Consider the following 20,288-nt stretch of genomic DNA (forward strand, 5'->3'; position numbering starts at 1 on the left):
ACAAAGTGCGCAGGCGCCATCTGTACGCCCCCGCGCACATGTCCGGCAAGTCGGGCGCGCGGGAGCGGCATCGCGAACTCGCATGGCACGCCCCGCCGCCTTTGTATAATCCCGCATTCCCCTTTTGCGCCCTGCGTTTACCTTTCATGCTTAGTTTCGCACTCGGCTTCATCGTCTCACTGCTGGTCACGCTGCTGATCGTGCGTTATGCGCATCTGCATGAAAGGTTTTCCGTCGATTCGGATCTCGCTGGCGTGCAGAAATTCCATGCGCGCCCGGTGCCGCGCATCGGCGGAACCGGCATCCTGGCCGGACTGATCGTCGCTGCGGCGCAACTGCACGGCGCGTACCCGGCGGTGTCGGGCGGCATTCTCGGCATCGTGGCGTGCGGGCTGCCCGCGTTTGCCTCCGGTCTCACCGAAGATCTGACCAAGAAAGTCTCGCCGCTCGCACGCCTGATCTGCACCATGGCCGCCGCGGCGCTCGCGTATTTCCTGCTGGGCATCGCGGTCACGCGCATCAGCGTGCCGCCGCTCGATTTCCTGCTGTCCTACGCGGCGATTTCCTGCGTCATCACCGTGCTCGCGGTGGCGGCGCTCGCCAATGCGATCAATATCATCGACGGCTTCAACGGCCTCGCATCGATGGTCGCGTTCATGATGTTCGCCTCGCTCGCCTACGTGGCCTTCCAGGTGCACGATCCGGTGGTGCTGTCGGCGTCGTTCATCATGATGGGCGCGGTGCTGGGCTTCTTCATGTGGAATTTCCCGGCGGGCCTGATCTTCCTTGGCGACGGCGGCGCGTACTTCATCGGCTTCATGCTGGCCGAACTGTCGATCCTGCTGGTGATGCGCAATCGCGATGTCTCGGCGTGGTATCCGGTGCTGCTGTTCATGTACCCGATCTTCGAGACCTGTTTTTCGATCTACCGCAAGAAGTTCGTGCGCGGCATGTCGCCCGGCATTCCGGACGGCGTGCATCTGCACATGCTGGTCTACAAGCGGCTGATGCGCTGGGCCGTGGGCGCGCGCACCGCACGCGAACTCACGCGCCGCAATTCGCTGACTTCGCCGTATCTCTGGCTGCTATGCCTGATCGCCGTGATTCCGGCCACGCTGTTCTGGCGCCACACGCTGCATCTGTTCTGTTTCGTGGTGGTGTTTGCGCTCACTTACGTGTGGCTTTATGTGAGCATCGTGCGGTTTCGCTCGCCCAAGTGGCTGGTGGTGCGCAAACATCGGCGAACCTGAATCTCGCTGAAGCGCGCCAGAGCATGTGGCCCCGGTTCACGCGTACAATCGTCGCGATGACCGCGCGCGGTGCCGGGCATCAGGACTTGCTGGGGATTCCATCAAAAGGAGAGCCGACATGAGCCACATGAAGCGTTATCTTGCGTTTGCCCTTGCCCTTTTCGCCGTCACGCTCGCCGCATGCAACACGATTGCCGGCGCTGGCGAAGATATTTCGAAGGGCGGCAACGCCATCACCAATTCGGCGGACAAGGCGAAGTAAGCACTAACCTCCACGCTTCGCCTGACGCCACCAGGGCCGTTCCCGCTCGATTTCGGTCGATGCGCGAGCGGCCCTTCTGCTTTCCAGCCACTTGCGCCCTCTTTTTCGCGGCCGTGCCGGGAATGCGCCTCGCGCATCCAGGCGCCGTCATCTCGCGCGAAAGCGCTACCCTTGATATTCGCGCCGCGCCGCGCGAGTCCATTCATCGCTTCGGCAACGTGTTGGGTTGTGGCGGCTGGAGCACTGGCAGGGAGGCAAGCATGTCGAAGTCGATCTGGGTCGTCGTCGCCAATCGCGTCACCGCGCGCATTTTCGCCACGGAGAATCCGCTGGGCGCCATCGAGGAAATCGAGACGCTGCTGCATCCGGAAAGCCGCGTGCCTGAGCAGAGCCTCGTGAGCGACCGCTCGGGCCGCACCGAGCGCTCCACGGCGGGCCGCCAGTCGAGCGATCCCGATACCGCCCATCACGAGCACGAATCGACGGTGTTCGCCGCGCAGGTCGCCACCACGCTGGCGAAGGCGCGCAACGACGGCCGCTACGGCACGCTCGTGCTGGCCGCGCCGCCGGCCTTTCTTGGCGTGCTGCGCAAGGCGCTCGACCCGCAGACGAAAAGCCTCGTCACGCTGGAACTGGACAAGGATCTCGCGCTGCTCGACGCACGCACGCTGCGCACACACTTTCCCGAGCGGCTGGTGCGTGCGCAGACCTGACGCAAGGATCCAGCCTGCCCATCAACCCGCCAGATGTGTGATGCAGTTACGCACGAAGCCGATGGCATGCTCGCCCGCGAGCATGCCCAGCAGGCCGACCAGCGCGATGGTGGGCGGCGCGGGCGATTTGACGTCGAGCACGCTGTAAAGCAGGCCCGCGAGCGCGCCCACGGCGAACGAAACCAGATAAGCCTTCATGGCGAACTCCCGGGTTCGTGTGAATGCGCGCCGCGCTCAGGCGATGTCGATGACCACGCGCCCGCGCGTGCCCGCCGCCACCGCCGCATAGGCGTCCTGGGCGTGTTCGAGCGCGAAGCGCTCGGCCACTACGGGTGCGGCGAACTTGCCCGCGTCGAAGGCCTCGGAAAGCGCCCGCATGATCGGGGCGGCTTCGGCGACGCCCAGCTTCGCGCTGTCGGCGCCCAGCAGCTGCGTTTCGTTGTGATAGAAGTCGATCAGATCGAACTCCACGCGGCGCTTGCCGGTCGCGCTGATCTCGACCACACGGCCGCGGCGCTTGACGAGCGAGAGCGCCAGTTCGAAGGCCACGCCGCCCACTGCGTCGTAGACCACGTCCGCGCCCGCGCCGCCGGTCAGTTCGCGCACCTTCGCGGCAGTATCGGCGTCCATCGGCACGAAGCCATCGATCAGCTTTGCGGCCGGCGAATCCGCATCCGGCGCCTCACGCCCGACGCCGATCACGCGCGAGCCGCGCGCCTTGGCGATCTGCGTGACCGCTCCGCCCACGCCGCCCGATACGCCGATCACCGCGATCGTTTCGCCCGCGCTCAACTGCGCATAATCGACCGTGCCCAGCCAACCCACCACGAAATTCACGCCAATCGACGCGGCTTGCGCATGCGAGAGCGCCTTCGGCTTGCGTGCCAGCGCGGCGACCGGAATTTCGATGAATTCGGCGTGCGTGCCGTCGCGCGTGAAGCCGATGTCGCCGCCCGTGCCCCAGACTTCCGCGCCGATCCACTCGTCCGGGCCTGAAACCACCACGCCGCTGAAGTCGCGGCCCGGCACGCGCGGCAGGACCGTGTGATCGAAGTGGCCCGAGACGTTTTTCACGTCGCTCGGATTCACCGAGGCGCTTTTCACCTGCACGAGTGCGTGGCCCACGGCGGGCGTGGGCGTCGGCAGATCGACGAGTTCGAGGACGTCAGGCTTGCCGAAGTTTTTGAACTGGATGGCTTTCATGATGGGCTCCGTGAGATCGGTTGCGGTGTCGGTTCCAATGTCGGTGACGACGTGAAGCCAGTCTAGATTGCCGGAACGCAGTCGAGTGGACAGATGCTTTCGAATTTCGGACAAAGCCAAGGCGAAACGCAAACGGCCTGCGCGAAGGCAGGCCGTTTGGGTCGAATCGAAGCGCGGGATCAAAGCGCGTCGAGCGGAATCTTCAGGTAGCGCACGCCGTTGTCCTCCGGCTCGGGCAGAAGTCCCGCGCGGATATTCACCTGGATCGACGGCAGGATCAGGTTCGGCATGGCGAGCGTGCGGTCGCGCGCGCTGCGCATCTGCACGAAGGCGTCCTCGCTCACGCGCTCGTTCAGGTGGATGTTGCTCTCGCGCTGCGCGCTGACCGTGCTCTGGAAGCTCGGGCCGCGCGATGGGGGCGGATAGTCGTGGCACATGAAAAGCCGCGTTTCGCCGGGCAGATCGAGCAGTTTGCGCACCGAGCGATAGAGCGTGTGCGCGTCGCCGCCGGGGAAATCGCAGCGCGCCGAGCCAACGTCGGGCATGAACATCGTGTCCCCGACGAACACCGCGTCGCCGATCTGGTAGGCGAGATCGGCGGGCGTGTGGCCGGGCACGTGCATCGCGCGCGCCGCGAGCGGGCCGATCTGGAAAGTCTCGCCGTCGGTGAAGAGATGGTCGAACTCGCTGCCGTCGCCCGCCAGCGCGCCGTCGAGATTGAATACCGTGCCGAACACGCCCTGCACCGTGCGGATGTGCTCGCCAATCGCGATGGTGCCGCCCAGTTCGCGCTTGAGGAAGGGCGCGGCGGAGAGGTGATCCGCATGGGCGTGGGTTTCCAGCAGCCATTGCACCGTGAGACCGTGGTCGCGCACGAAGGCGATCACGCGTTGCGCCGATTCCGTGGACGTACGGCCCGACTTCGGATCGTAGTCCAGCACCGGATCGACGATGGCGCAGGCCGATCCGCGTCCCGAATGCACTACGTACGTCACGGTTGAGGTGACCGGGTCGAAGAACGGCTCGACCCGCGCGGCGGCGCTTTCGGCCAACGAGGCTGACGCAGTGTTCACGTGTTCTGACATCGACGACTCCATACGGCTCATATTCTGTTGAAGCACATATTATGAATCGATATAATGTTTGTCAACAAACTGTCAGCCGCTCCATGATGTCGCACATTGTTTCCCGCATCGCTTCGGTGACCTGCCCATGAACTCTCCTATCACCCCCGACGCGCTCGCCGCCCTGCGCGAATCGGCCGAAAAGTGCTGCGCGCTGCTCAAGGCGCTCGCGCATGAAGACCGTCTGCTGCTGCTCTGCCAGCTCACCGAGGGCGAGCGCAATGTCGGCGAACTTGAGGCGCTGGTCGGCGTGCATCAGCCGAGCCTGTCGCAGCACCTGGGCGTGCTGCGCGAGGAAGGTCTCGTCGAGACGCGCCGCGAAGGCAAGTACATCTACTACCGCCTCGCCAGCACCGAAGTCATCCAGGTGATGCAGACGCTCTCCAGCCTCTATTGCGGCCGCCTCAAGGCCCAGGCCGCACAACCGGCGCGCCCGGCTTGAGGCGCATCGCGCCGCGGCAGTCGCCAATCATTCAGCCATACCAGGAGTTTTCGAGCCCATGCAAATCGTGCAACACGACGCGCGCTTCGCGAGCGCCGACCAGGTCACGCCCGCCGATCTCGCCGCCATCGCGGCCGCGGGCTTTCGTTCGATCATCTGTAACCGGCCGGATGGCGAAGGCGGCCCGACGCAACCCGCGTCGAATGACATTCGCGCCGCCGCCGAACAGCTCGGTCTGACGTTCGCCTATCTGCCCGTCACGCCCGGCAAGATCGGCCCCGACGATGTCGCCCAATTCGCGCAGCTGCTGGCCGATCTGCCCGCGCCCGTGCTCGCCTACTGCCGCACCGGCAACCGCGCGACCAATCTGTGGCAGTTCGCGCAGGCGAGCGCCGTGGCCGCGCCCGTCGCCGCGTCGAACCCGGACACGGCGGGCGAAGTGGAGCCCTGGGACGTCGTCGTGATCGGCGGCGGTCTTGCGGGCATCAGCGTGACGTCGAGCCTGCTGCGCCGTCGGCGCGATCTGCGCATCGCTATCGTCGAGCCAAACGACACCCACGACTACCAGCCCGCCTGGACGCTGGTGGGCGGCGGCGCCTTCGACGTCAAAAAGACGCGCCGTCCGATGGCGAGCGTCATGCCGCAAGGCGCGACGTGGATTCGCGCGGGCGCGCAGCGTGTCGAGCCCGCGCAGAACCTCGTGCGTCTCACCAATGGCGAAACCGTAGCGTACAAGCAGTTGATCGTCGCGCCTGGTTTGCGCCTTGCGTGGGAGCGCATCGCCGGGTTGCAGGAAACGCTAGGCAAGAACGGCGTGACCTCGAACTACCGCTACGACCTCGCGCCCTACACCTGGGAGCTGGTGCAGAAGATGCAAAGCGGCACCGCGCTCTTCACCCAGCCCGCCATGCCGATCAAATGCGCCGGCGCGCCGCAGAAGGCCATGTACCTCGCCTGCGACCACTGGATGAAGCGCGGCGTGCTGCCGAAAGTGAAGGTGGAATTCGATCTGGCGGGCGCCGTGCTGTTCGGCGTGCCCACTTTTGTGCCGCCGCTCATGGAGTACGTGAAGCGCTATAACGCGCAGCTCGCGTTCAGCTCGAACCTGGTGGCCATCGACGGTCCGGCGCGCAAGGCCACCTTCGAAGTGAAGGACGCCGACGGCAACGTCACGCGCATCGACAAGCGTTTCGACATGATCCACGTGGTGCCGCCGCAGGTCGCGCCCGACTTCATCCGCGAAAGCGATCTCGCCGATGCAGCGGGCTGGTGCGAAGTCGATCACGCCACGCTCCAGCATCCGCGCTGGCCCAATGTGTTCTCGCTCGGCGACGTGTGCTCCGCGCCCAATGCCAAGACCGGCGCGGCCGCCCGCAAGCAGGCCGTGATCGTCGCGGAAAACCTGCTGGCCGCGCGTGCGCATGTGGAAATGCACTATCGCTACGACGGCTACGGCTCGTGCCCGCTCACGGTCGAAAAGGGCAAGGTGGTGCTGGCCGAATTCGGCTACGGTGGCAAGCTGCTGCCGACCTTCCCGCTCGACCCGACGCGCCCGCGCCGCCTGATGTGGTTCCTCAAGGCGAGCGTGCTGCCGCGCTTCTACTGGAGCGGCATGCTCAAGGGCCGCGAGTGGTTCACGGGCGCACGCGCCAGCGACGCGTAACCCCGCCAGCCGATCATCGGGAACCCCGCCTATGGATACTGCCCTGCTCGTGAGCGCCGCACTTGGCTCGGTCGTCGGGCTCATTCTTGCGCTGACGGGCGCGGGTGGCGCCATCGTCGCGGTGCCGCTGCTGGTGTTCGGTCTGGGCCTGAGCGTGGCGCAGGCCGCGCCCATCGGCCTCTTCGCGGTGGCGCTGGCGGCGGGCATCGGCGCACTGCTGGCGCTGCGCGAAGGCAAGGTGCGCTACAAGGCCGCCGCGCTGATGGCGTCGGCCGGGGCGGTGATCTCCCCCATCGGTTTATGGGTCGCCCATCGCGTGCCCGACGCCCCGCTGATGCTGCTGTTCGCGCTGGTGCTCGCGCGCGTGGCGTGGCGCATGTTTCGCCAACCCGCCGCCAGTGCGACGCATGATCTGCAAGGCGGCGCCGATCCCTGCCCCTCCGACCTGCCGTGCCGCCTCAACCTCGAACGCGGCAAGCTCGACTGGACCGCACCCTGCGCACGGGCGCTCGCGCTTTCAGGGGCAACGGCGGGGTTTCTCTCGGGATTGCTCGGCGTGGGCGGCGGCTTCGTGATCGTCCCGGCGCTCAAGCGCGCCTCGGACATTCCGATGCAAGGCATCGTCGCCACTTCGCTGGCGGTGATCGCGCTCGTGTCGGTGTCGGGCGTGGCGGCCTCGGCCGCCAGCGGTCATATGCTCTGGCTCAATGCGCTGCCGTTCGCGGCGGGCGCGCTCGCGGGCACGCTGATTGGCCGCAGCTTCGCGCGCCATGTGAGCGGCGCGCGACTGCAGCAGTCGTTTGCGATCTTCGCGGGCTGCGTGGCCGTGGGCATGGCGGTGAAAGCCGTTCACGCGCTCGTGTCCACGGGCATCGTGTGAGGCGGGTTCAGCCCTCGAAATCCAGCCCGCCGATCAATATCTCCGGCTCGCCCTGCGTGCGCGTGGCGAAGTCGATCGGGCGCGCGGTTTCCCACGACGCCATCTTGCGGATCGTCGCCTCCAGGTAGTGGACGAAGCGCGCCTCGCCGCCCGGCTCCATCAGACGCTCGATTTCATCGACATCCCAGGTCAGCGAAACGTTCAGCGCGAACGTGTATGGGTGCCGCGCCTCGGCGGGCTCGCCGCGCAGGCGCACGCGCGTGGGACGGCCATGTCCCTCGTTGGGCACGACATCGACCTGCACCGTCGGCCCAAAATGCTTCGCAAGCTTCGCGGCGATGCGAGGCGCGAACGCCTCCTCGAAACGGTGAACGGCTTCATGACTCATGCGCGGGTGTCTCCGTTCCTTGTGCTCTTTATGCTCTGGCTGCCCTGACGGGTTAGCGCCACATCGTCGCATAGGCCCGACGCGTCGGCCAGTGCGCAACGGCTTTATCGCTTCAGTTGACCACGCGCGCCATGCGCGCGGCCCGCGCCGCCGCCAGCGTGCCGCGCAGCCCTTCGAGCGAATACAGCGCAAGCGCGACCCAGATCGCGCCATAGCCGACTGCGCGTACCGATCCAAACGGCTCGCCGTAGATCAGCACGCCGGTCAGCAGCTGGAGCGTGGGCGTGACGTACTGGATCAGCCCGAGCATCGACAGCGGAATGCGTCGCGCCGCCGCTGCGAACAGCAGAAGCGGCACGGCGGTGATCGGCCCAGCCGCGGCCAGCAGCAGTTGCACGCCCAGCGACGCATGCCCGAAGTGACTCGCGCCCGCGAGGCCAATGATCGTCAGATAGACGATCGCCACGGGAAACAGCAACACGGTTTCGAGCGTCAGCCCTTCGAGCGCGCCCAGCTTCGCGGTCTTGCGCAGCAGCCCATAGCCGCCGAAGGTTGCCGCCAGCGCGAGACTGATCCACGGCGGCGTGCCGTTCTGCCAGGTGAGCCAGGCCACGCCCAGCGCCGCAATCGCCACCGCGCACCATTGCAGCGGCCGCAAGCGCTCGCGCAGAAAGGCATAGCCGAACACCACGTTGATGAGCGGATTGATGAAGTAGCCCAGGCTCGCCTCGACGATATGGCCGGCGTTCACGGCCCAGATATAGATGCCCCAGTTGGCCGAAAGCAGCACCGCGCTCGCCGCGAAGCGCGCGACGAGACGCCGGTCGCGCAGCGCGGGGCGCAGCCAGCTCCAGTGATGCCGCACGATCAGCACGCCGAGGATGAACACCAGCGACCACGCCATGCGGTGCGCCAGCATTTCGAGCGCCGGGATCTGATGCAGCGTCTTGAAGTAGACCGGAAAGAGGCCCCACATCACAAAGGCGGACAGGGCGTAGGCGATGCCGGAATTCATAGGCGTTCTGGTTGAATGACGCGCAGAGTGAAGCGGACTCGACGCCTGTTTCGGCTACGGAATCGGCGACGGAATCGGCAGGGGCGAGCGTAAGCGTGACATAGCCGCGGCATGAAATTTCAGGAAGATTTCATCCATCCCCTGCGCCAGGTCGCCGCTTTTGCGACAATAGCGGATTTTCGCCGCCAGACTTTGCCGCTGTCCAGCTTGACGCACCGCCTGATTACCTCGAGATTGCCTCGATCCAGGCCCGCGCAGCGACGCCGCGTCATCCGCGAGGCATGTAGCTAGACCCGCATTCTTTTCACGCGAGAGGCGCGCACTGCGCGCGTGTCCGCGCCGCCGCGATGTCCCTACCTCATATCGAACCGCTGTATTCGCTGTCCGGCCTTGCGGTCGGGTTCCTGGTCGGCCTGACTGGCGTGGGCGGCGGCTCGCTGATGACGCCCATCCTCGTGCTGCTATTCAACGTGCACCCCGCCACGGCGGTCGGCACCGACCTGCTCTACGCCGCCGCAACAAAATCGGCGGGCACGCTGGTGCATGGGCTCAAGGGTTCGGTGGACTGGCGCGTGACGCTGCGCCTGGCGGCCGGCAGCGTGCCTGCGGCCACGATCACGCTGATCCTGCTACACCGCTACGGGATGGACACGCCCAAGGCCGGGCATCTGATCCAGGCCGTGCTGGGCGCAGCGCTGCTGATCACCGCCGTCGCGCTGCTGTTCCGCCCGCAACTGGCCGCCTTCGCGGCGCGCCATCGGCATGGACCGAGCGAGACGCGTACGCTGCTGTTCACCATTCTGACGGGAGCGATTCTGGGCGCGCTGGTGTCGCTGACCTCGGTGGGCGCGGGCGCGATTGGCGTGACGGTGCTGCTGCTGCTCTATCCGGCGCTGCCGACGGTGCGTATCGTCGGCTCGGACGTCGCCCATGCGGTGCCGCTCACGCTGCTTGCAGGCGCGGGGCATTGGCTGCTGGGCTCGATCGACTGGTCGATGCTGCTGTCGCTGCTGTGCGGCTCGCTGCCGGGCATCGCCGTCGGCAGCATGTTGTCTTCGCGCGCGCCCGAAAAGCTGCTGCGCATGCTGCTCGCCGCCACGCTGACGCTGGTGGGCGCGCGGCTGGTGCTGGCTTGACCCACGGCTGAACCTCGCCCGAACGCGGGCAAGCCGATCACCTCATCCGCGCGGCCCGGTTGCCGCGCGTCTTTCCCCGTCGATACTGCGCTCGCCCGGCCTTCTGGCTCAGGCGTAAGGCGCGCGGCTGAAGAAACGGCCGTTCAGATCGGTTTCGAACTGGCGCAGCCACTGCCCGCGCGCGTCGATGCGGTAGGCCTGGGCCCACGCGCCGCGCCGCACGATCAGCAGTTCGCCATGCTCGGGATCGTCGGGATCGGCCTCGCCGCTCACGTCGAAGTGGATCGGAGCAAAGCCGTGCCGCGCGCAGGCCAGCTCGAACGCCGCGCGATCGACGAGCGGCAAGTCGGTGTAGGTATGAATAGTCATGACGGTGTCCGGCAAGGAGCCACAAGAGACTCGTGGGGTCTGCATGATTCCAAGGTATACCCCCAAACACGCGAAAGCTGTGTGTCAGTCCACATTTAATCGCGCGCATCCGCCACTCCTCGTGCAGATAGTCCGAAAAAAACGGGCCCCGGCGCGATGCCGGGGCCCGTTCATGCGGTGACCCGCGCTTTGCAGCTGAATTCGAGGATTACTGCTGCATCACCGTCAGCTTGTTCGACACCGACTTCACGCCTGCCACGCCTTGCGCGACCTGGCCAGCCTGGTCGATCTGACCCTGCGTCGGGACCGAGCCCGTCAGGCTGACGGCGCCTGCTTTCGAGCGCACCGTGATGTTCGACACGTCGAGGCCTTGAGCCTTCGACAGCGCCTTGCGCACGGTGTAGCCGAGCTTGCGGTCAACCTTCTTGGCCGACGGGGCCGGAGCCGCCGACGTCGTGGCGGCCGCGCCGCTCGCCGAGTTGTCCTGTGCATACACGCTGCATGCGACCGTTACGCAGGCCACAGCGGCCAGAGTCTTCAGAATAGCGACCGATTTCATATTTTCTCCTTGTTACTATCGCGTTGTTGCTTCACACGTTGCTTCGCTCATGGCCCAAGCCACGTGGCGAAAATGGACCGCCTCTTGCCGTGACAGGACGAAGTGGTACGTCCGGCCCGGTCTGACGGCTTCGGTACGACACCCACGGGCAGGCATGCACGCGTAGGCGCGTGCATGCGCGCGTCAAAACATCGCGACGCCGCCATGGTCGGGACACGCTGGTGCGAGAGGCAAGGATCCGGTTGAGCGAGGCGGCATGACTGCACTGCCTGCGCCGATTGCCATGAAGATGCTGTGGTGCTTTGGAATAGTAACGGTCGATTGGTTCGACTCTAGCTGCCGCGCGCCTTAAGCGCTGCGGCGACCCACAATTTAGCCTGGGCGGGGCGCGAGCGCAAAGGATTTAGCGGACAGGCGCGGCGTGCGCGCCACGCCCGGGCGCAAGGCGCTGCGGCCGCCATTCTCATGTAACATCGGCACGCCCCCTCCTTCTTTAGCAAGCGGAACCTCCCTAGGCCTTTCTCTCCCCCATGAAGTCCCCCTCCGGCCGCAAACCTCCTCCACGTCTCGTCGCGCGCTTCGTGGCGATTTCGTGGCGCGACCTCGCTGTCTCGTTCGGCCCCATCCTGCTGGTCAGCGTGGCGGCCATCTGGCTCGCCGTGCGGCTGATCCAGCCCGCGCCGCCCAGCACGCTGACGATGAGCGCCGGCCCCAAAGGCAGCACGTTCTGGAATGCCGCGCAGAAGTACAAGACGATCCTCGCGCGCAACAACATCACGCTCAACATTCTGGAATCGGAAGGCTCGGCGCAGAATCTCGCGCGCCTGTCCGACCCGGCTTCGCATGTCGACGTTGCGTTCGTGCAGGACGGCCTCGCGAACAAGGTGCCCGAGGGGCTGGTCTCGCTCGGTAGCGTCGCCTATGTGCCGCTCGCGGTGTTCTATCACGGGCCGCCGGTCACCCGCCTGTCGCAGTTCGAGGGCGAACGCCTCGCCATCGGCGCGGAAGGCAGCGGCACGCGCGAACTCGCGCTCGCGCTGCTCAAGGCCAACGGCATCGAGCCGGGCGGCAAGACGCAACTGCTGCCGCTTTCCGGCGACGATGCGGCGCACGCGCTGGTGTCGGGCAAGATCGACGTGGCGTTCCTGGCCGGCGATTCCGCGCAGCCGCCCGTCATGGGCCGCCTGATGCGCATGCCCGGCGTGCGCTTTTTCGACTTCGCCCAGGCCGACGCCTACGCGCGCCGCTTCCCCTACCTCACGGCGATCACGATCCCGATGGGCGCGTTCGACTTCGGGCGCAACCTCCCCGCCGCGCCCCTGCACTTCATTGCGCCGACGGCTGAACTGGTCGCGCGCGACTCGCTGCATCCGGCGCTGTCCGACCTGCTCGTCGAAGCGGCCAAGGAGGTGCATGGCCGCTCGACGCTGCTGCAGCGCGCGGGCGAATTTCCCGCACCGCGCGCGCAGGACTTCCCGATCAGCGACGACGCCGCGCGCTACTACAAATCGGGCAAGAGCTTTCTGTACCGCCTGCTGCCGTTCTGGCTGGCGAGTCTCGCCGACCGGCTGCTGGTCGTGCTCGTGCCGATCATCGTGGTGCTGATTCCGGGGCTGCGTCTCGTGCCTGGCCTCTACGCATGGCGGGTAAAATCGCGGATCTACCGCTGGTATGGTTCGCTGATTGCGCTGGAACGCGCCGCACAGGCCGATGTTTCGCCGACGGAGCGTCGCTCGCTGATGCGCCAGCTCGACAAGATCGAGGAGTCGGTCAACGGCATGAAGATGCCGCTCGCCTATGCCGGTCAGTTTTACGTGCTGCGCGAGCATATCGGCTTCGTACGCGAGCGGTTGCTGGCGGTGCGCGAAAAGCTCGAAGCGACGCGCGATGAAGTCGACGCGAACGACGAAGCGCGAACCAATGCCGAAGCAGCAACGCCGGGACCGAAGCCGGACGCCGGCGCGCCAGATGCGGAAAGCCCCAGGTAAAAAAGCAGCAGGAAAGCGGCATAAAAGCCGCACACAGCACCGGATACGATCAATACTCGAACGACGGGCCGCCGTTGCGGTCCGCATGAAGCCCATCTCGGAGGAACAGCATGATCCGCGGCATCGACGCCACCCAGCCGGCCTGGTTCTACGACTTCGTGTCGCCGTTTTCGTACCTGCTGCTGGAGCAGTACGACAAATGGCCGGGCTTCGACTTCGTGCCGACGCCGGTCCTGCTCAGCGACCTCTATCGCCATTGGGGCACGCCATACGGCGGCGCGATTCCCGCCAAGCGCATCTTCACCTATCGACACGCGCTGTTTCGCGCCGAACAGCTTGGCATTCCGCTGAAGATGCCGCCGGCGCATCCGTTCGACTCGGTCAAGCCGATGTTGCTGGCCATTGCCGCGGGCGGCGAATTCGCCTGCGTGCGCGAGATCTTCCGCTTCATCTGGCGCGAAGGCCGCGACCCGTCGAGCGAGGAAGGTTTCGAGCAGTTGTGCGAACGCGTGGGCATCGCGCATGGCGAAGCGCTGATCGAAGAGGAAGCGGTGCGCGCGCAACTGCGCCGTTATACCAATGACGCGATCGCGATGGGCGTGTTCGGCGTACCGACCTTCTGGATGAACAAGCAGCTTTTCTGGGGCGAGGATGCGCTGCCGATGGTGCTCTATTGCGCGCGCACGCCGAACTGGCTCGACTCGCGCGAGGTCAAGCGCATCAGCACCCTGCCTTCAGGACTGGCAAGCCCGGAAACGGCCTGAATCCGCGGGACGGGTCCGGCACGCAAACCGCGCCGTTTCGGTCGGGCTGTCGGCGCTGGTTTTGTCCCTGATGCCGGCCATAGGGCGCGCCCTATGGCGGCCCGGCGCGCGGCGGCATAAGGTTATGGCTGAAGCCGTGCGCGCGCAGCACGGCCGCCGCGCCCCACGCGGCTTTTAAACCGCCCCACGCTTTTGCATCACATGGACGACACTGCCCTTTCCCTCGACATCTGGCTCGTGCGCGTGCTGCGCACGCTGCTGGTCGAGCGCAGCGTCACGCAGGCCGCACTGCGGCTGAACCAGACCCAGCCGGCCATCAGCACGGCGCTGCGGCGCCTGCGCGAGATCCTGGGCGACCCCATTCTCGTGCGCGGCAAGGCCGGCATGGTGCCGACCGAATATGGCGAGTCGCTGCTCGCGCATGCGCAGCGCGTGCTGCGCGATGTCGACTTCGTCGCCACACCGCACGGCGATTTCGATCCGGAGCGCTCGAAGCGCACCTTCCGCGTCGCCGCACCCGACTACCTCAACGACTTCTTCATGCCGACGCTGATCGCCTGGTTTCGCGAGGCGGCTCCTGCGGCGCGGCTGGAGATCCTGTCGCTGTCGCCCACGCTCGATCATTACGGCGCACTGGAAGCGGGCGAACTCGACATCGTGATCGGCAACTGGCCCAAGCCTGACGCGCGTTTCGCGCGCAGCGACCTGTTCACGGACCGCATCGTCTGCATGATGCGCGCCGATCATCCGCTCGCGCGTGCGCCGCTTACGCGCGAGGCCTATCTGGCGGCGGGACATCTCGCGCCCACGCCTTACACCGGCGCGAACGCCAGCCCGATCGACATCGGTTTCGCAAAGGCCCGCGCGCACCGGCACATCGTCGCGACGCTGCCCTACTTCGGCCTCGTGCCGCAGGTCTTGCTGCAATCGGATCTGATTTTCACCACCACGCGCCGGTTCGCTACGCACTACGCGGGACTGTTGCCGATTGCGGTGGCCGAACCGCCGTTCGCGTTTCCGCGCATCCGCTGTTATCAGATGTGGCATCCGCAACCGGATCGGCCAAGCGATGTGTACTGGCTGCGCGATCTGATCGAAGGCGTGTCGGCTTCGTTGACGGTGCGTGGAGGCAAGCGTGCGAACGGCACGAGCAAGCGTGGGGCGGCAGGTGCTCGCAGTGCGGCGGTTGCGAAGGCGGTGGCGGCTTCGACGCAGGAAGAAGCTTGAGCGGATTGGCGAGCGCGCCGATCATCAGGATTGCAAACCATCCTTCACACGAACGCTTTCGCGTTCATTTCGACACTTTCATTTTCCAGTCGGGATGATTCGCGAGCACGAACTCGCCGTCGTCACCCTTGACGACCGGGCTACACCAGTCCGAGACGTTCCTGCGCCACTGAACATGGCTGCAGTACTTGCCGTCATCGGAGATTTTCCAGGTGCCAGTGCCAGGCGCCGAATAATGCTTCGATGAAGTGAAGCCCGAGGTCCAGACAGCCTCGACGCTACCATCGTCGGCGTCTTTCCAGAGCGTCGTCGAACCGTCCGTATAGGTGATCTGGATCTGCGCGCCGGGCATGAGTTGCTGGAGCTCGTCGTGCGTAAGCGGCGTGGCGCCGTCGGCAATGGCAGGGGAAGATGCGAGCACCGGAACGGCGATCGCCAGGCTTGCGAGCGTGACTTTCATATTGGACCTCTTCTACGTCATGCAGCAGCACAAAACATACTGGGCGGTCATGCTGAAAATTGCATGACCGCCCAGTTCATTGAAGCTGTTGCGAAGTCCAAAAGCAAATTGATGCGCTTGCTACATTAGCGCCCGCATCGTTTTGCGTGACGGCTCTTTCGAGTTGATTACGCCTATGCGAAAGACTCCCGACGCACGTTGTTCGGCAACATCACCCGCATTTGCATCAACTGCGCCGCCACGGCCACCGCAATCGACGACGGCGCTTTGTCCACGATCCCCGTCACGCCGATCGGGCAGGTGATCTCGCTCATGCGCTCCGCCGCCACGCCGCGCTCGATCAAGCGCCGTTCGAACTTCACACGTTTCGTCTGCGAACCGATCAAGCCGAACCACGCGAAATCGCGCCGCCGCATGATGCGCTCGGACAACTCGAAATCGAGCGCGTGGTTATGCGTCATCACGATGAAGTACGCACCCGCCGGCGCTTCGTCGACGATCGCTGCGGGCGTGTCAGTCGCCTCGATCTGCACATTCGCGGGCGTTTCATCGGGGAAGAGCTCGTCGCGTTCGTCCACCCATTGCACGACGCAGGGCAGCATGCCGAGCAGCGTCACGAGCGCATGGCCCACGTGACCCGCGCCGAACAGCACAACGTGCATCGGCCCGTACTGCGGCGCCGGCGTACTGCGTCGGCCAATAAGCACGCGACCGTGGCTATCGACGTTCACGCAATGATTCGGATGACTACGCATATCAAGATCCTCGTTCGCCTGAGCCGTCTCAACCGCGCGCCATGGTCCGTACTGCGCTCACGCCCTTGAGGATTTCCTCGGCGGTAGCGGGCGCGTTCATCGGCGGATTGAAGCGATAGTCGGCCACGCTCGACACAGCGTCGCGGATCGCGAAGAACACCGAAAACGGCAGCAGCAGCGGCGGCTCGCCCACGGCTTTCGAGCGATGGATGCTGTCCTCGGCGTTGCGGTTCTTGAACAGCTTCACGCTGAATTCGGGCGGCGTGTCGTTCACGGTCGGGATCTTGTAGGTGGACGGCGCGTGCGTCATCAGCTTGCCGTCCTGCTTCCACCAGAGTTCTTCCGTGGTAAGCCAGCCCATGCCCTGAATAAAGCCGCCTTCCACCTGCCCCACGTCGAGCGCCGGGTTCAGCGACGCGCCCACGTCGTGCAGCGCATCGGCGCGCAGCACGCGCATTTCGCCGGTGAGCGTGTCGATCACCACTTCCGAAACGGCTGCGCCATACGAGTAATAGAAGAACGGCCGGCCGCGCAGCGTCGCCTGATCCCAGTAAAGCTTGGGCGTGGCGTAGAAGCCATCCGACCACAGTTGCACGCGCGCCAGATACGCCTTCTGCACCAGCGTGCCGAACGGCACCACTTCGTCGCCGACAATCGCGCAGTCGTTGGCGAAGCGCACGTCCGCCGCGTTGACCTTGCCCTTGCCCCACGTCGTCGCGGCAAGCGACGCAAGACGTTCGCGCAGTTGACGCGCGGCGTCCTGCGCGGCCTTGCCATTCAGATCGCTGCCGGTGGACGCCGCCGTTGCCGAGGTATTGGCAACCTTGCTGGTGTCCGTGGCCGTCACACGCACGCGGCCAAATTCGATGCCGAGTTCATGCGCCACCACCTGCGCGACCTTGGTGTTGAGTCCCTGGCCCATTTCGGTGCCGCCGTGATTCACGAGCACGGAGCCATCGGTATAGATGTGCACCAGCGCGCCGGCCTGGTTGAAGTGCGTGACGTTGAACGCGATGCCGAACTTGCACGGCGTAATCGCGATGCCCTTCTTCAGCACTTCGTTGTTCGCATTGAATTCGCGGATCGCCGCGCGACGCTTGCGATAGCCGCTCGTTTCCACGAGTTCGTCCATCAGCTCGTGAATCACGTTGTCTTCGATGGTCTGGCCGTAGGGCGTTTCGTTGTTCTCGGTCTTGCCATAGAGATTGCGCTTGCGCACATCGAGCGGATCGAGGCCGAGCGAGCGCGCCACGTCGTCCATGATGTATTCGATCGCGAACGCGCCTTGCGGGCCGCCGAAGCCGCGGAACGCCGTATTCGACTGCGTATTGGTCTTGCCGCAGAAGCCCGAGATCGACACATCGGGCAACCAGTAGGCGTTGTCGAAGTGGCACACCGCGCGCGTCATCACCGGGCCGGACAGATCGGCGGAGAAGCCGCAGCGCGAGGTCATGTCGACGCTCACGCCTTCGATCGTGCCTTGATCGTCGTAACCCACTTCATAGGTGTAGTGGAAGTCGTGACGCTTGCCCGTGATCATCATGTCGTCGTCGCGGTCTGGGCGCAGCTTCACGGGGCACAGCAGCTTCCACGCCGCCAGCGCCGCGCAGCACGCGAAAATGCCCGACTGCGATTCCTTGCCGCCGAAGCCGCCGCCCATGCGGCGGCATTCCACCAGCACGTTATGCGAAGCGACGCCCAGTACGTGCGCGACCAGATGCTGCATTTCGCTCGGGTGCTGCGTCGAGCACCAGACGTGCATGCCGTCGTCGTCCTTCGGCACGGCGTAGGCGATCTGCCCTTCCAGATAGAACTGTTCCTGGCCGCCCAGCAGCATCTCGCCTTCATGGCGATGCGCGGCGCGTGCGGCGCGCGTCGAGGCTTCGCCGCGCGCGAGCTTCATCGGCGGCAACACCGACTGATTCGCGGCGCGCGCCTGCTGCGCCGTCAGGATCGGCGGGAGTTCTTCGTATTGCACTTCGGCGCGGCGCGCGGCGAGGCGCGCGATGTCATGCGAAGTCGCCACCACGATGAACATCGGTTGCCCGACGAATTGCACGATGCCATCGGCCAGCACGGGATCGTCGTGGATGATCGGGCCGCAGTCGTTGACGCCGGGAATGTCCTCGGCGGTCAGCACGGCGACGACGCCGGGCGTGGCGCGCACCTTGGCGAGGTTCATCGACACAATGCGCGCATGCGCCTTCTGCGACAGACCGAGCGCGGCGTGCAGCGTGCCCGCGACGGTCGGAATGTCGTCGGTGTAAGTGGCGCGGCCGCTCACGTGCAGATGCGCGGATTCGTGCGGGCGCGAGACGTGCACCTGTGCGAAAGGCTCACGGGCCTTCGCTTCTTCCAGGAACGGTTCGGCTTGCTGGTTCATGGTTCGTTCTCCATATTTCTTCCGTTATCTGGTTTAAGCGGTTTCCGCCGCCACGTTGCGTACATTGACCGCCTGCGGCGCAAGCGGATTGTGCGGACGCGTTTCCAGCCAGAAACGGTAAAGCGTGTTCTTCGCGGCTTCGAGGCGATAGTCGCTGGTCGCGCGCATATCCGAGAGCGGCGCGTAGTCGTTGCCCATGGCAATCATCGCGGCCTGCGCGGTGGCTTCATGCCATTGCGCGTCGGCCAGCACGGCTTCGGTGTGGCTCGCGCGCTTGGGCGTGGCGGCCATGCCGCCGAAGGCAATGCGCGGCTCGCGGACCGTGTCGCCATCGGCGATAAAGGCGAACGCGGCGCACACGGCGGAAATATCCGAGTCGAAGCGCTTAGACACCTTGTAGGTGCGGAACTTGAGATTCGCACGCGCGCCGGTGCGCGTCGGCACTTTCAGCGCGAGCACGAATTCGTGCTCGGCCATGTCTTTCTTCTGGTACGCCAGATAGAGGTCTTCGAGCGGCATTTCGCGCTCGATCTCACCGCCGCGCAGCACCACGCGCGCGCCCAGCGCGATCAGGCCCGGCATCGAATCGCCGATCGGCGAGCCGTTGGCCACATTCCCGCCAATCGTGCCCGCGTTGCGGATCGGCAGTGAGGCGAAGCGCAGCCACATCTCTTCGAGTTCCGGATAGTGCTTCGCGAGTTCCGCGTAGGCGCGCTCGACACTCACGCCCGCGCCGATTTCGATGAACGCGTCGTTCACCTGGATTTCGCGCATCGCGTCGACCTGACCGACATAGACGATGTCGCCCAGTTCGCGCATCTGCTTGGTGACCCACAGGCCGATATCGGTACTGCCGGCGAGAATGCGCGTGTTCGGGCGCGCTTCCTTGATGGCGGCGAGTGCGTCGACGGTGCGCGGCGCGTCGTATTGCTGGCCCTTGTGTTCGTAGTGGAAGGTGTCGCCGCGCTCAATCGTGGCGAGCGTCTGCGCCAACGTCTTGACGTCGACGGGCGCTTTCGGGCCTTCGAGTTTGAACATCTGCTCGGCGGCGTCGAGGATCGGACGATAGCCCGTGCAGCGGCACAGATTGCCGGTGAGCGCGTTAGCGATATCGTCGCGCGATGGCGTGCTGCAGGCGGCCTTGTTCGCGCAGCCGCCAGGCGCGCCGGCGTGCTCGTGACCGGTCTTCTCATAGAGCGCCCACATCGACATCACGAAGCCCGGCGTGCAGAAACCGCACTGCGAGCCGTGGCAGTCCACCATCGCCTGCTGCACGGGATGCAGCGAGCCGTCCGGCTGGCGCAGGTCTTCCACTGTGAACAGCGCCTTGCCGTCGAGCGTCGGCAGGAACTGGATGCAGGCGTTGACCGCCTTGAAGCTCACGCCGCCTTCGGCATTGCGTTCGCCGACCACGACCGTGCACGCGCCGCAGTCGCCTTCGGCACAGCCCTCCTTGGTGCCGGTGCAGCGCGCGTCTTCGCGCAGGTACTGGAGAACGGTGCGGGTCACGCCCGCGTCGCTGACTTCGCGAATCGCGTTGCGGTGATAGAAGCGGATCGGCTCACTCATGATGTCTGTCTCGTCGTGCTTGTGCGTTGCTTGTGCGGTACTTCTGCGTAATCTTTGCGTGGACGATTCGAAAACTATCACCGCCAATATTGAGAACCCATAGCAGCAAGTGCATGTGGGATATATCGTCGCGGCGAT

Annotated in this window: 21 protein-coding genes; 10 read left to right on the plus strand and 11 right to left on the minus strand. The window is 65.5% G+C overall.

Annotation, left to right across the window (positions count from 1 at the left end; all coding sequences use genetic code 11):
- The first annotated feature begins 146 nt into the window (after positions 1 to 146).
- The 3 genes from F3J17_RS16755 (at position 147) to F3J17_RS16765 (ending at position 2,225) form a co-directional block, all read left to right on the plus strand.
- Positions 147 to 1,250, plus strand: a complete 1,104-nt coding sequence (locus tag F3J17_RS16755) for a glycosyltransferase (RefSeq protein ID WP_167060742.1) — start codon at positions 147 to 149, stop codon at positions 1,248 to 1,250.
- 127 nt (positions 1,251 to 1,377) lie between these two features.
- On the plus strand, positions 1,378 to 1,512 hold the full coding sequence (locus F3J17_RS16760; protein WP_027816744.1) for an entericidin A/B family lipoprotein: 135 nt from the start codon (positions 1,378 to 1,380) through the stop codon (positions 1,510 to 1,512).
- Positions 1,513 to 1,772: 260 nt separating this feature from the next.
- The gene (locus tag F3J17_RS16765; RefSeq protein ID WP_167060745.1) at positions 1,773 to 2,225 is read left to right on the plus strand and encodes a host attachment protein; all 453 of its coding nucleotides are present in this window, start codon (positions 1,773 to 1,775) and stop codon (positions 2,223 to 2,225) included.
- Positions 2,226 to 2,246: 21 nt separating this feature from the next.
- On the opposite strand, the gene F3J17_RS16770 is transcribed toward F3J17_RS16765, so the two are convergent.
- From F3J17_RS16770 to F3J17_RS16780, 3 genes are all read right to left on the minus strand, one after another.
- The gene (locus F3J17_RS16770; RefSeq protein ID WP_167060748.1) at positions 2,247 to 2,423 is read right to left on the minus strand and encodes a DUF1427 family protein; all 177 of its coding nucleotides are present in this window, start codon (positions 2,421 to 2,423) and stop codon (positions 2,247 to 2,249) included.
- A gap of 36 nt (positions 2,424 to 2,459) precedes the next feature.
- Positions 2,460 to 3,428 (minus strand): zinc-binding alcohol dehydrogenase family protein, encoded by a 969-nt coding sequence (locus tag F3J17_RS16775; protein WP_167060751.1) that lies wholly within the window; start codon positions 3,426 to 3,428, stop codon positions 2,460 to 2,462.
- A 179-nt stretch (positions 3,429 to 3,607) separates the two neighbouring features.
- Positions 3,608 to 4,513: an MBL fold metallo-hydrolase gene (locus tag F3J17_RS16780; RefSeq protein WP_205194829.1), complete on the minus strand. Its 906-nt coding sequence runs from the start codon at positions 4,511 to 4,513 to the stop codon at positions 3,608 to 3,610.
- Positions 4,514 to 4,640: 127 nt separating this feature from the next.
- Between F3J17_RS16780 and F3J17_RS16785 the strand changes: the two genes are divergently transcribed.
- Genes F3J17_RS16785 through F3J17_RS16795 form a run of 3 tightly spaced genes read left to right on the plus strand, consistent with a single transcriptional unit; the run spans position 4,641 to position 7,537 of the window.
- Positions 4,641 to 4,994 (plus strand): metalloregulator ArsR/SmtB family transcription factor, encoded by a 354-nt coding sequence (locus F3J17_RS16785; RefSeq protein ID WP_167060756.1) that lies wholly within the window; start codon positions 4,641 to 4,643, stop codon positions 4,992 to 4,994.
- A gap of 58 nt (positions 4,995 to 5,052) precedes the next feature.
- Entirely contained in the window at positions 5,053 to 6,657 is a 1,605-nt protein-coding gene (locus F3J17_RS16790; protein ID WP_167060759.1) for a bifunctional protein tyrosine phosphatase family protein/NAD(P)/FAD-dependent oxidoreductase, read from the plus strand.
- A 31-nt stretch (positions 6,658 to 6,688) separates the two neighbouring features.
- A complete protein-coding gene (locus tag F3J17_RS16795; protein WP_167060762.1) occupies positions 6,689 to 7,537 on the plus strand; it encodes a sulfite exporter TauE/SafE family protein in 849 nt (282 codons plus the stop codon).
- A gap of 7 nt (positions 7,538 to 7,544) precedes the next feature.
- Here the strand turns inward: F3J17_RS16795 and F3J17_RS16800 are convergent, their stop codons facing one another.
- Complete coding sequence (locus F3J17_RS16800) at positions 7,545 to 7,925, minus strand: DUF5594 family protein (RefSeq protein ID WP_167060765.1); 381 nt, start codon at positions 7,923 to 7,925, stop codon at positions 7,545 to 7,547.
- A gap of 112 nt (positions 7,926 to 8,037) precedes the next feature.
- Positions 8,038 to 8,940, minus strand: a complete 903-nt coding sequence (rarD, locus tag F3J17_RS16805; RefSeq protein WP_167060767.1) for an EamA family transporter RarD — start codon at positions 8,938 to 8,940, stop codon at positions 8,038 to 8,040.
- 347 nt (positions 8,941 to 9,287) lie between these two features.
- On the opposite strand from rarD, the gene F3J17_RS16810 reads away from it, so the two are divergent.
- A complete protein-coding gene (locus tag F3J17_RS16810; protein WP_167060770.1) occupies positions 9,288 to 10,076 on the plus strand; it encodes a sulfite exporter TauE/SafE family protein in 789 nt (262 codons plus the stop codon).
- A gap of 108 nt (positions 10,077 to 10,184) precedes the next feature.
- Here F3J17_RS16810 and F3J17_RS16815 read toward each other — a convergent pair whose 3' ends face one another.
- Both F3J17_RS16815 and F3J17_RS16820 read right to left on the minus strand, forming a co-directional pair.
- Positions 10,185 to 10,445, minus strand: a complete 261-nt coding sequence (locus tag F3J17_RS16815; protein WP_167060773.1) for a hypothetical protein — start codon at positions 10,443 to 10,445, stop codon at positions 10,185 to 10,187.
- A 208-nt stretch (positions 10,446 to 10,653) separates the two neighbouring features.
- On the minus strand, positions 10,654 to 11,004 hold the full coding sequence (locus tag F3J17_RS16820; protein ID WP_167060776.1) for a BON domain-containing protein: 351 nt from the start codon (positions 11,002 to 11,004) through the stop codon (positions 10,654 to 10,656).
- A 530-nt stretch (positions 11,005 to 11,534) separates the two neighbouring features.
- On the opposite strand from F3J17_RS16820, the gene F3J17_RS16825 reads away from it, so the two are divergent.
- From F3J17_RS16825 to F3J17_RS16835, 3 genes are all read left to right on the plus strand, one after another.
- Entirely contained in the window at positions 11,535 to 12,992 is a 1,458-nt protein-coding gene (locus tag F3J17_RS16825; protein WP_167060779.1) for a TAXI family TRAP transporter solute-binding subunit, read from the plus strand.
- Between the two features lie 110 nt (positions 12,993 to 13,102).
- Positions 13,103 to 13,756 (plus strand): 2-hydroxychromene-2-carboxylate isomerase, encoded by a 654-nt coding sequence (locus F3J17_RS16830; RefSeq protein ID WP_167060782.1) that lies wholly within the window; start codon positions 13,103 to 13,105, stop codon positions 13,754 to 13,756.
- 201 nt (positions 13,757 to 13,957) lie between these two features.
- On the plus strand, positions 13,958 to 14,983 hold the full coding sequence (locus F3J17_RS16835) for a LysR family transcriptional regulator (RefSeq protein WP_167060784.1): 1,026 nt from the start codon (positions 13,958 to 13,960) through the stop codon (positions 14,981 to 14,983).
- 64 nt (positions 14,984 to 15,047) lie between these two features.
- On the opposite strand, the gene F3J17_RS16840 is transcribed toward F3J17_RS16835, so the two are convergent.
- The 4 genes from F3J17_RS16840 to xdhA form a co-directional block, all read right to left on the minus strand.
- Complete coding sequence (locus F3J17_RS16840) at positions 15,048 to 15,443, minus strand: DUF995 domain-containing protein (protein ID WP_167060787.1); 396 nt, start codon at positions 15,441 to 15,443, stop codon at positions 15,048 to 15,050.
- Positions 15,444 to 15,616: 173 nt separating this feature from the next.
- Positions 15,617 to 16,198, minus strand: coding sequence for a xanthine dehydrogenase accessory protein XdhC (gene xdhC / locus F3J17_RS16845; RefSeq protein WP_167060790.1), 582 nt, complete (start codon positions 16,196 to 16,198; stop codon positions 15,617 to 15,619).
- Between the two features lie 28 nt (positions 16,199 to 16,226).
- Positions 16,227 to 18,581, minus strand: a complete 2,355-nt coding sequence (xdhB, locus tag F3J17_RS16850; RefSeq protein ID WP_167060793.1) for a xanthine dehydrogenase molybdopterin binding subunit — start codon at positions 18,579 to 18,581, stop codon at positions 16,227 to 16,229.
- A 33-nt stretch (positions 18,582 to 18,614) separates the two neighbouring features.
- Positions 18,615 to 20,150: a xanthine dehydrogenase small subunit gene (xdhA, locus tag F3J17_RS16855; protein WP_167060796.1), complete on the minus strand. Its 1,536-nt coding sequence runs from the start codon at positions 20,148 to 20,150 to the stop codon at positions 18,615 to 18,617.
- Positions 20,151 to 20,288: the final 138 nt, after the last annotated feature.

The sequence above is a fragment of the Burkholderia sp. Ax-1719 genome, assembly GCF_011753055.1.
GTDB lineage: Bacteria > Pseudomonadota > Gammaproteobacteria > Burkholderiales > Burkholderiaceae > Paraburkholderia.

Coding starts and splice junctions, on each gene's coding strand:
- F3J17_RS16775 (WP_167060751.1), bottom strand. CDS start 3,428: ATGAAAGCCATCCAGTTCAAAAACTTCGGCAAGCCTGACGTCCTCGAA.
- F3J17_RS16770 (WP_167060748.1), bottom strand. CDS start 2,423: ATGAAGGCTTATCTGGTTTCGTTCGCCGTGGGCGCGCTCGCGGGCCTG.
- xdhC (WP_167060790.1), bottom strand. CDS start 16,198: ATGCGTAGTCATCCGAATCATTGCGTGAACGTCGATAGCCACGGTCGC.
- F3J17_RS16835 (WP_167060784.1), top strand. CDS start 13,958: ATGGACGACACTGCCCTTTCCCTCGACATCTGGCTCGTGCGCGTGCTG.
- F3J17_RS16815 (WP_167060773.1), bottom strand. CDS start 10,445: ATGACTATTCATACCTACACCGACTTGCCGCTCGTCGATCGCGCGGCG.
- F3J17_RS16825 (WP_167060779.1), top strand. CDS start 11,535: ATGAAGTCCCCCTCCGGCCGCAAACCTCCTCCACGTCTCGTCGCGCGC.
- F3J17_RS16810 (WP_167060770.1), top strand. CDS start 9,288: ATGTCCCTACCTCATATCGAACCGCTGTATTCGCTGTCCGGCCTTGCG.
- F3J17_RS16785 (WP_167060756.1), top strand. CDS start 4,641: ATGAACTCTCCTATCACCCCCGACGCGCTCGCCGCCCTGCGCGAATCG.
- F3J17_RS16795 (WP_167060762.1), top strand. CDS start 6,689: ATGGATACTGCCCTGCTCGTGAGCGCCGCACTTGGCTCGGTCGTCGGG.
- F3J17_RS16765 (WP_167060745.1), top strand. CDS start 1,773: ATGTCGAAGTCGATCTGGGTCGTCGTCGCCAATCGCGTCACCGCGCGC.
- F3J17_RS16800 (WP_167060765.1), bottom strand. CDS start 7,925: ATGAGTCATGAAGCCGTTCACCGTTTCGAGGAGGCGTTCGCGCCTCGC.
- F3J17_RS16755 (WP_167060742.1), top strand. CDS start 147: ATGCTTAGTTTCGCACTCGGCTTCATCGTCTCACTGCTGGTCACGCTG.
- xdhA (WP_167060796.1), bottom strand. CDS start 20,150: ATGAGTGAGCCGATCCGCTTCTATCACCGCAACGCGATTCGCGAAGTC.
- F3J17_RS16840 (WP_167060787.1), bottom strand. CDS start 15,443: ATGAAAGTCACGCTCGCAAGCCTGGCGATCGCCGTTCCGGTGCTCGCA.
- F3J17_RS16780 (WP_205194829.1), bottom strand. CDS start 4,513: ATGTCAGAACACGTGAACACTGCGTCAGCCTCGTTGGCCGAAAGCGCC.
- F3J17_RS16760 (WP_027816744.1), top strand. CDS start 1,378: ATGAAGCGTTATCTTGCGTTTGCCCTTGCCCTTTTCGCCGTCACGCTC.
- xdhB (WP_167060793.1), bottom strand. CDS start 18,581: ATGAACCAGCAAGCCGAACCGTTCCTGGAAGAAGCGAAGGCCCGTGAG.
- F3J17_RS16830 (WP_167060782.1), top strand. CDS start 13,103: ATGATCCGCGGCATCGACGCCACCCAGCCGGCCTGGTTCTACGACTTC.
- F3J17_RS16790 (WP_167060759.1), top strand. CDS start 5,053: ATGCAAATCGTGCAACACGACGCGCGCTTCGCGAGCGCCGACCAGGTC.
- F3J17_RS16820 (WP_167060776.1), bottom strand. CDS start 11,004: ATGAAATCGGTCGCTATTCTGAAGACTCTGGCCGCTGTGGCCTGCGTA.
- rarD (WP_167060767.1), bottom strand. CDS start 8,940: ATGAATTCCGGCATCGCCTACGCCCTGTCCGCCTTTGTGATGTGGGGC.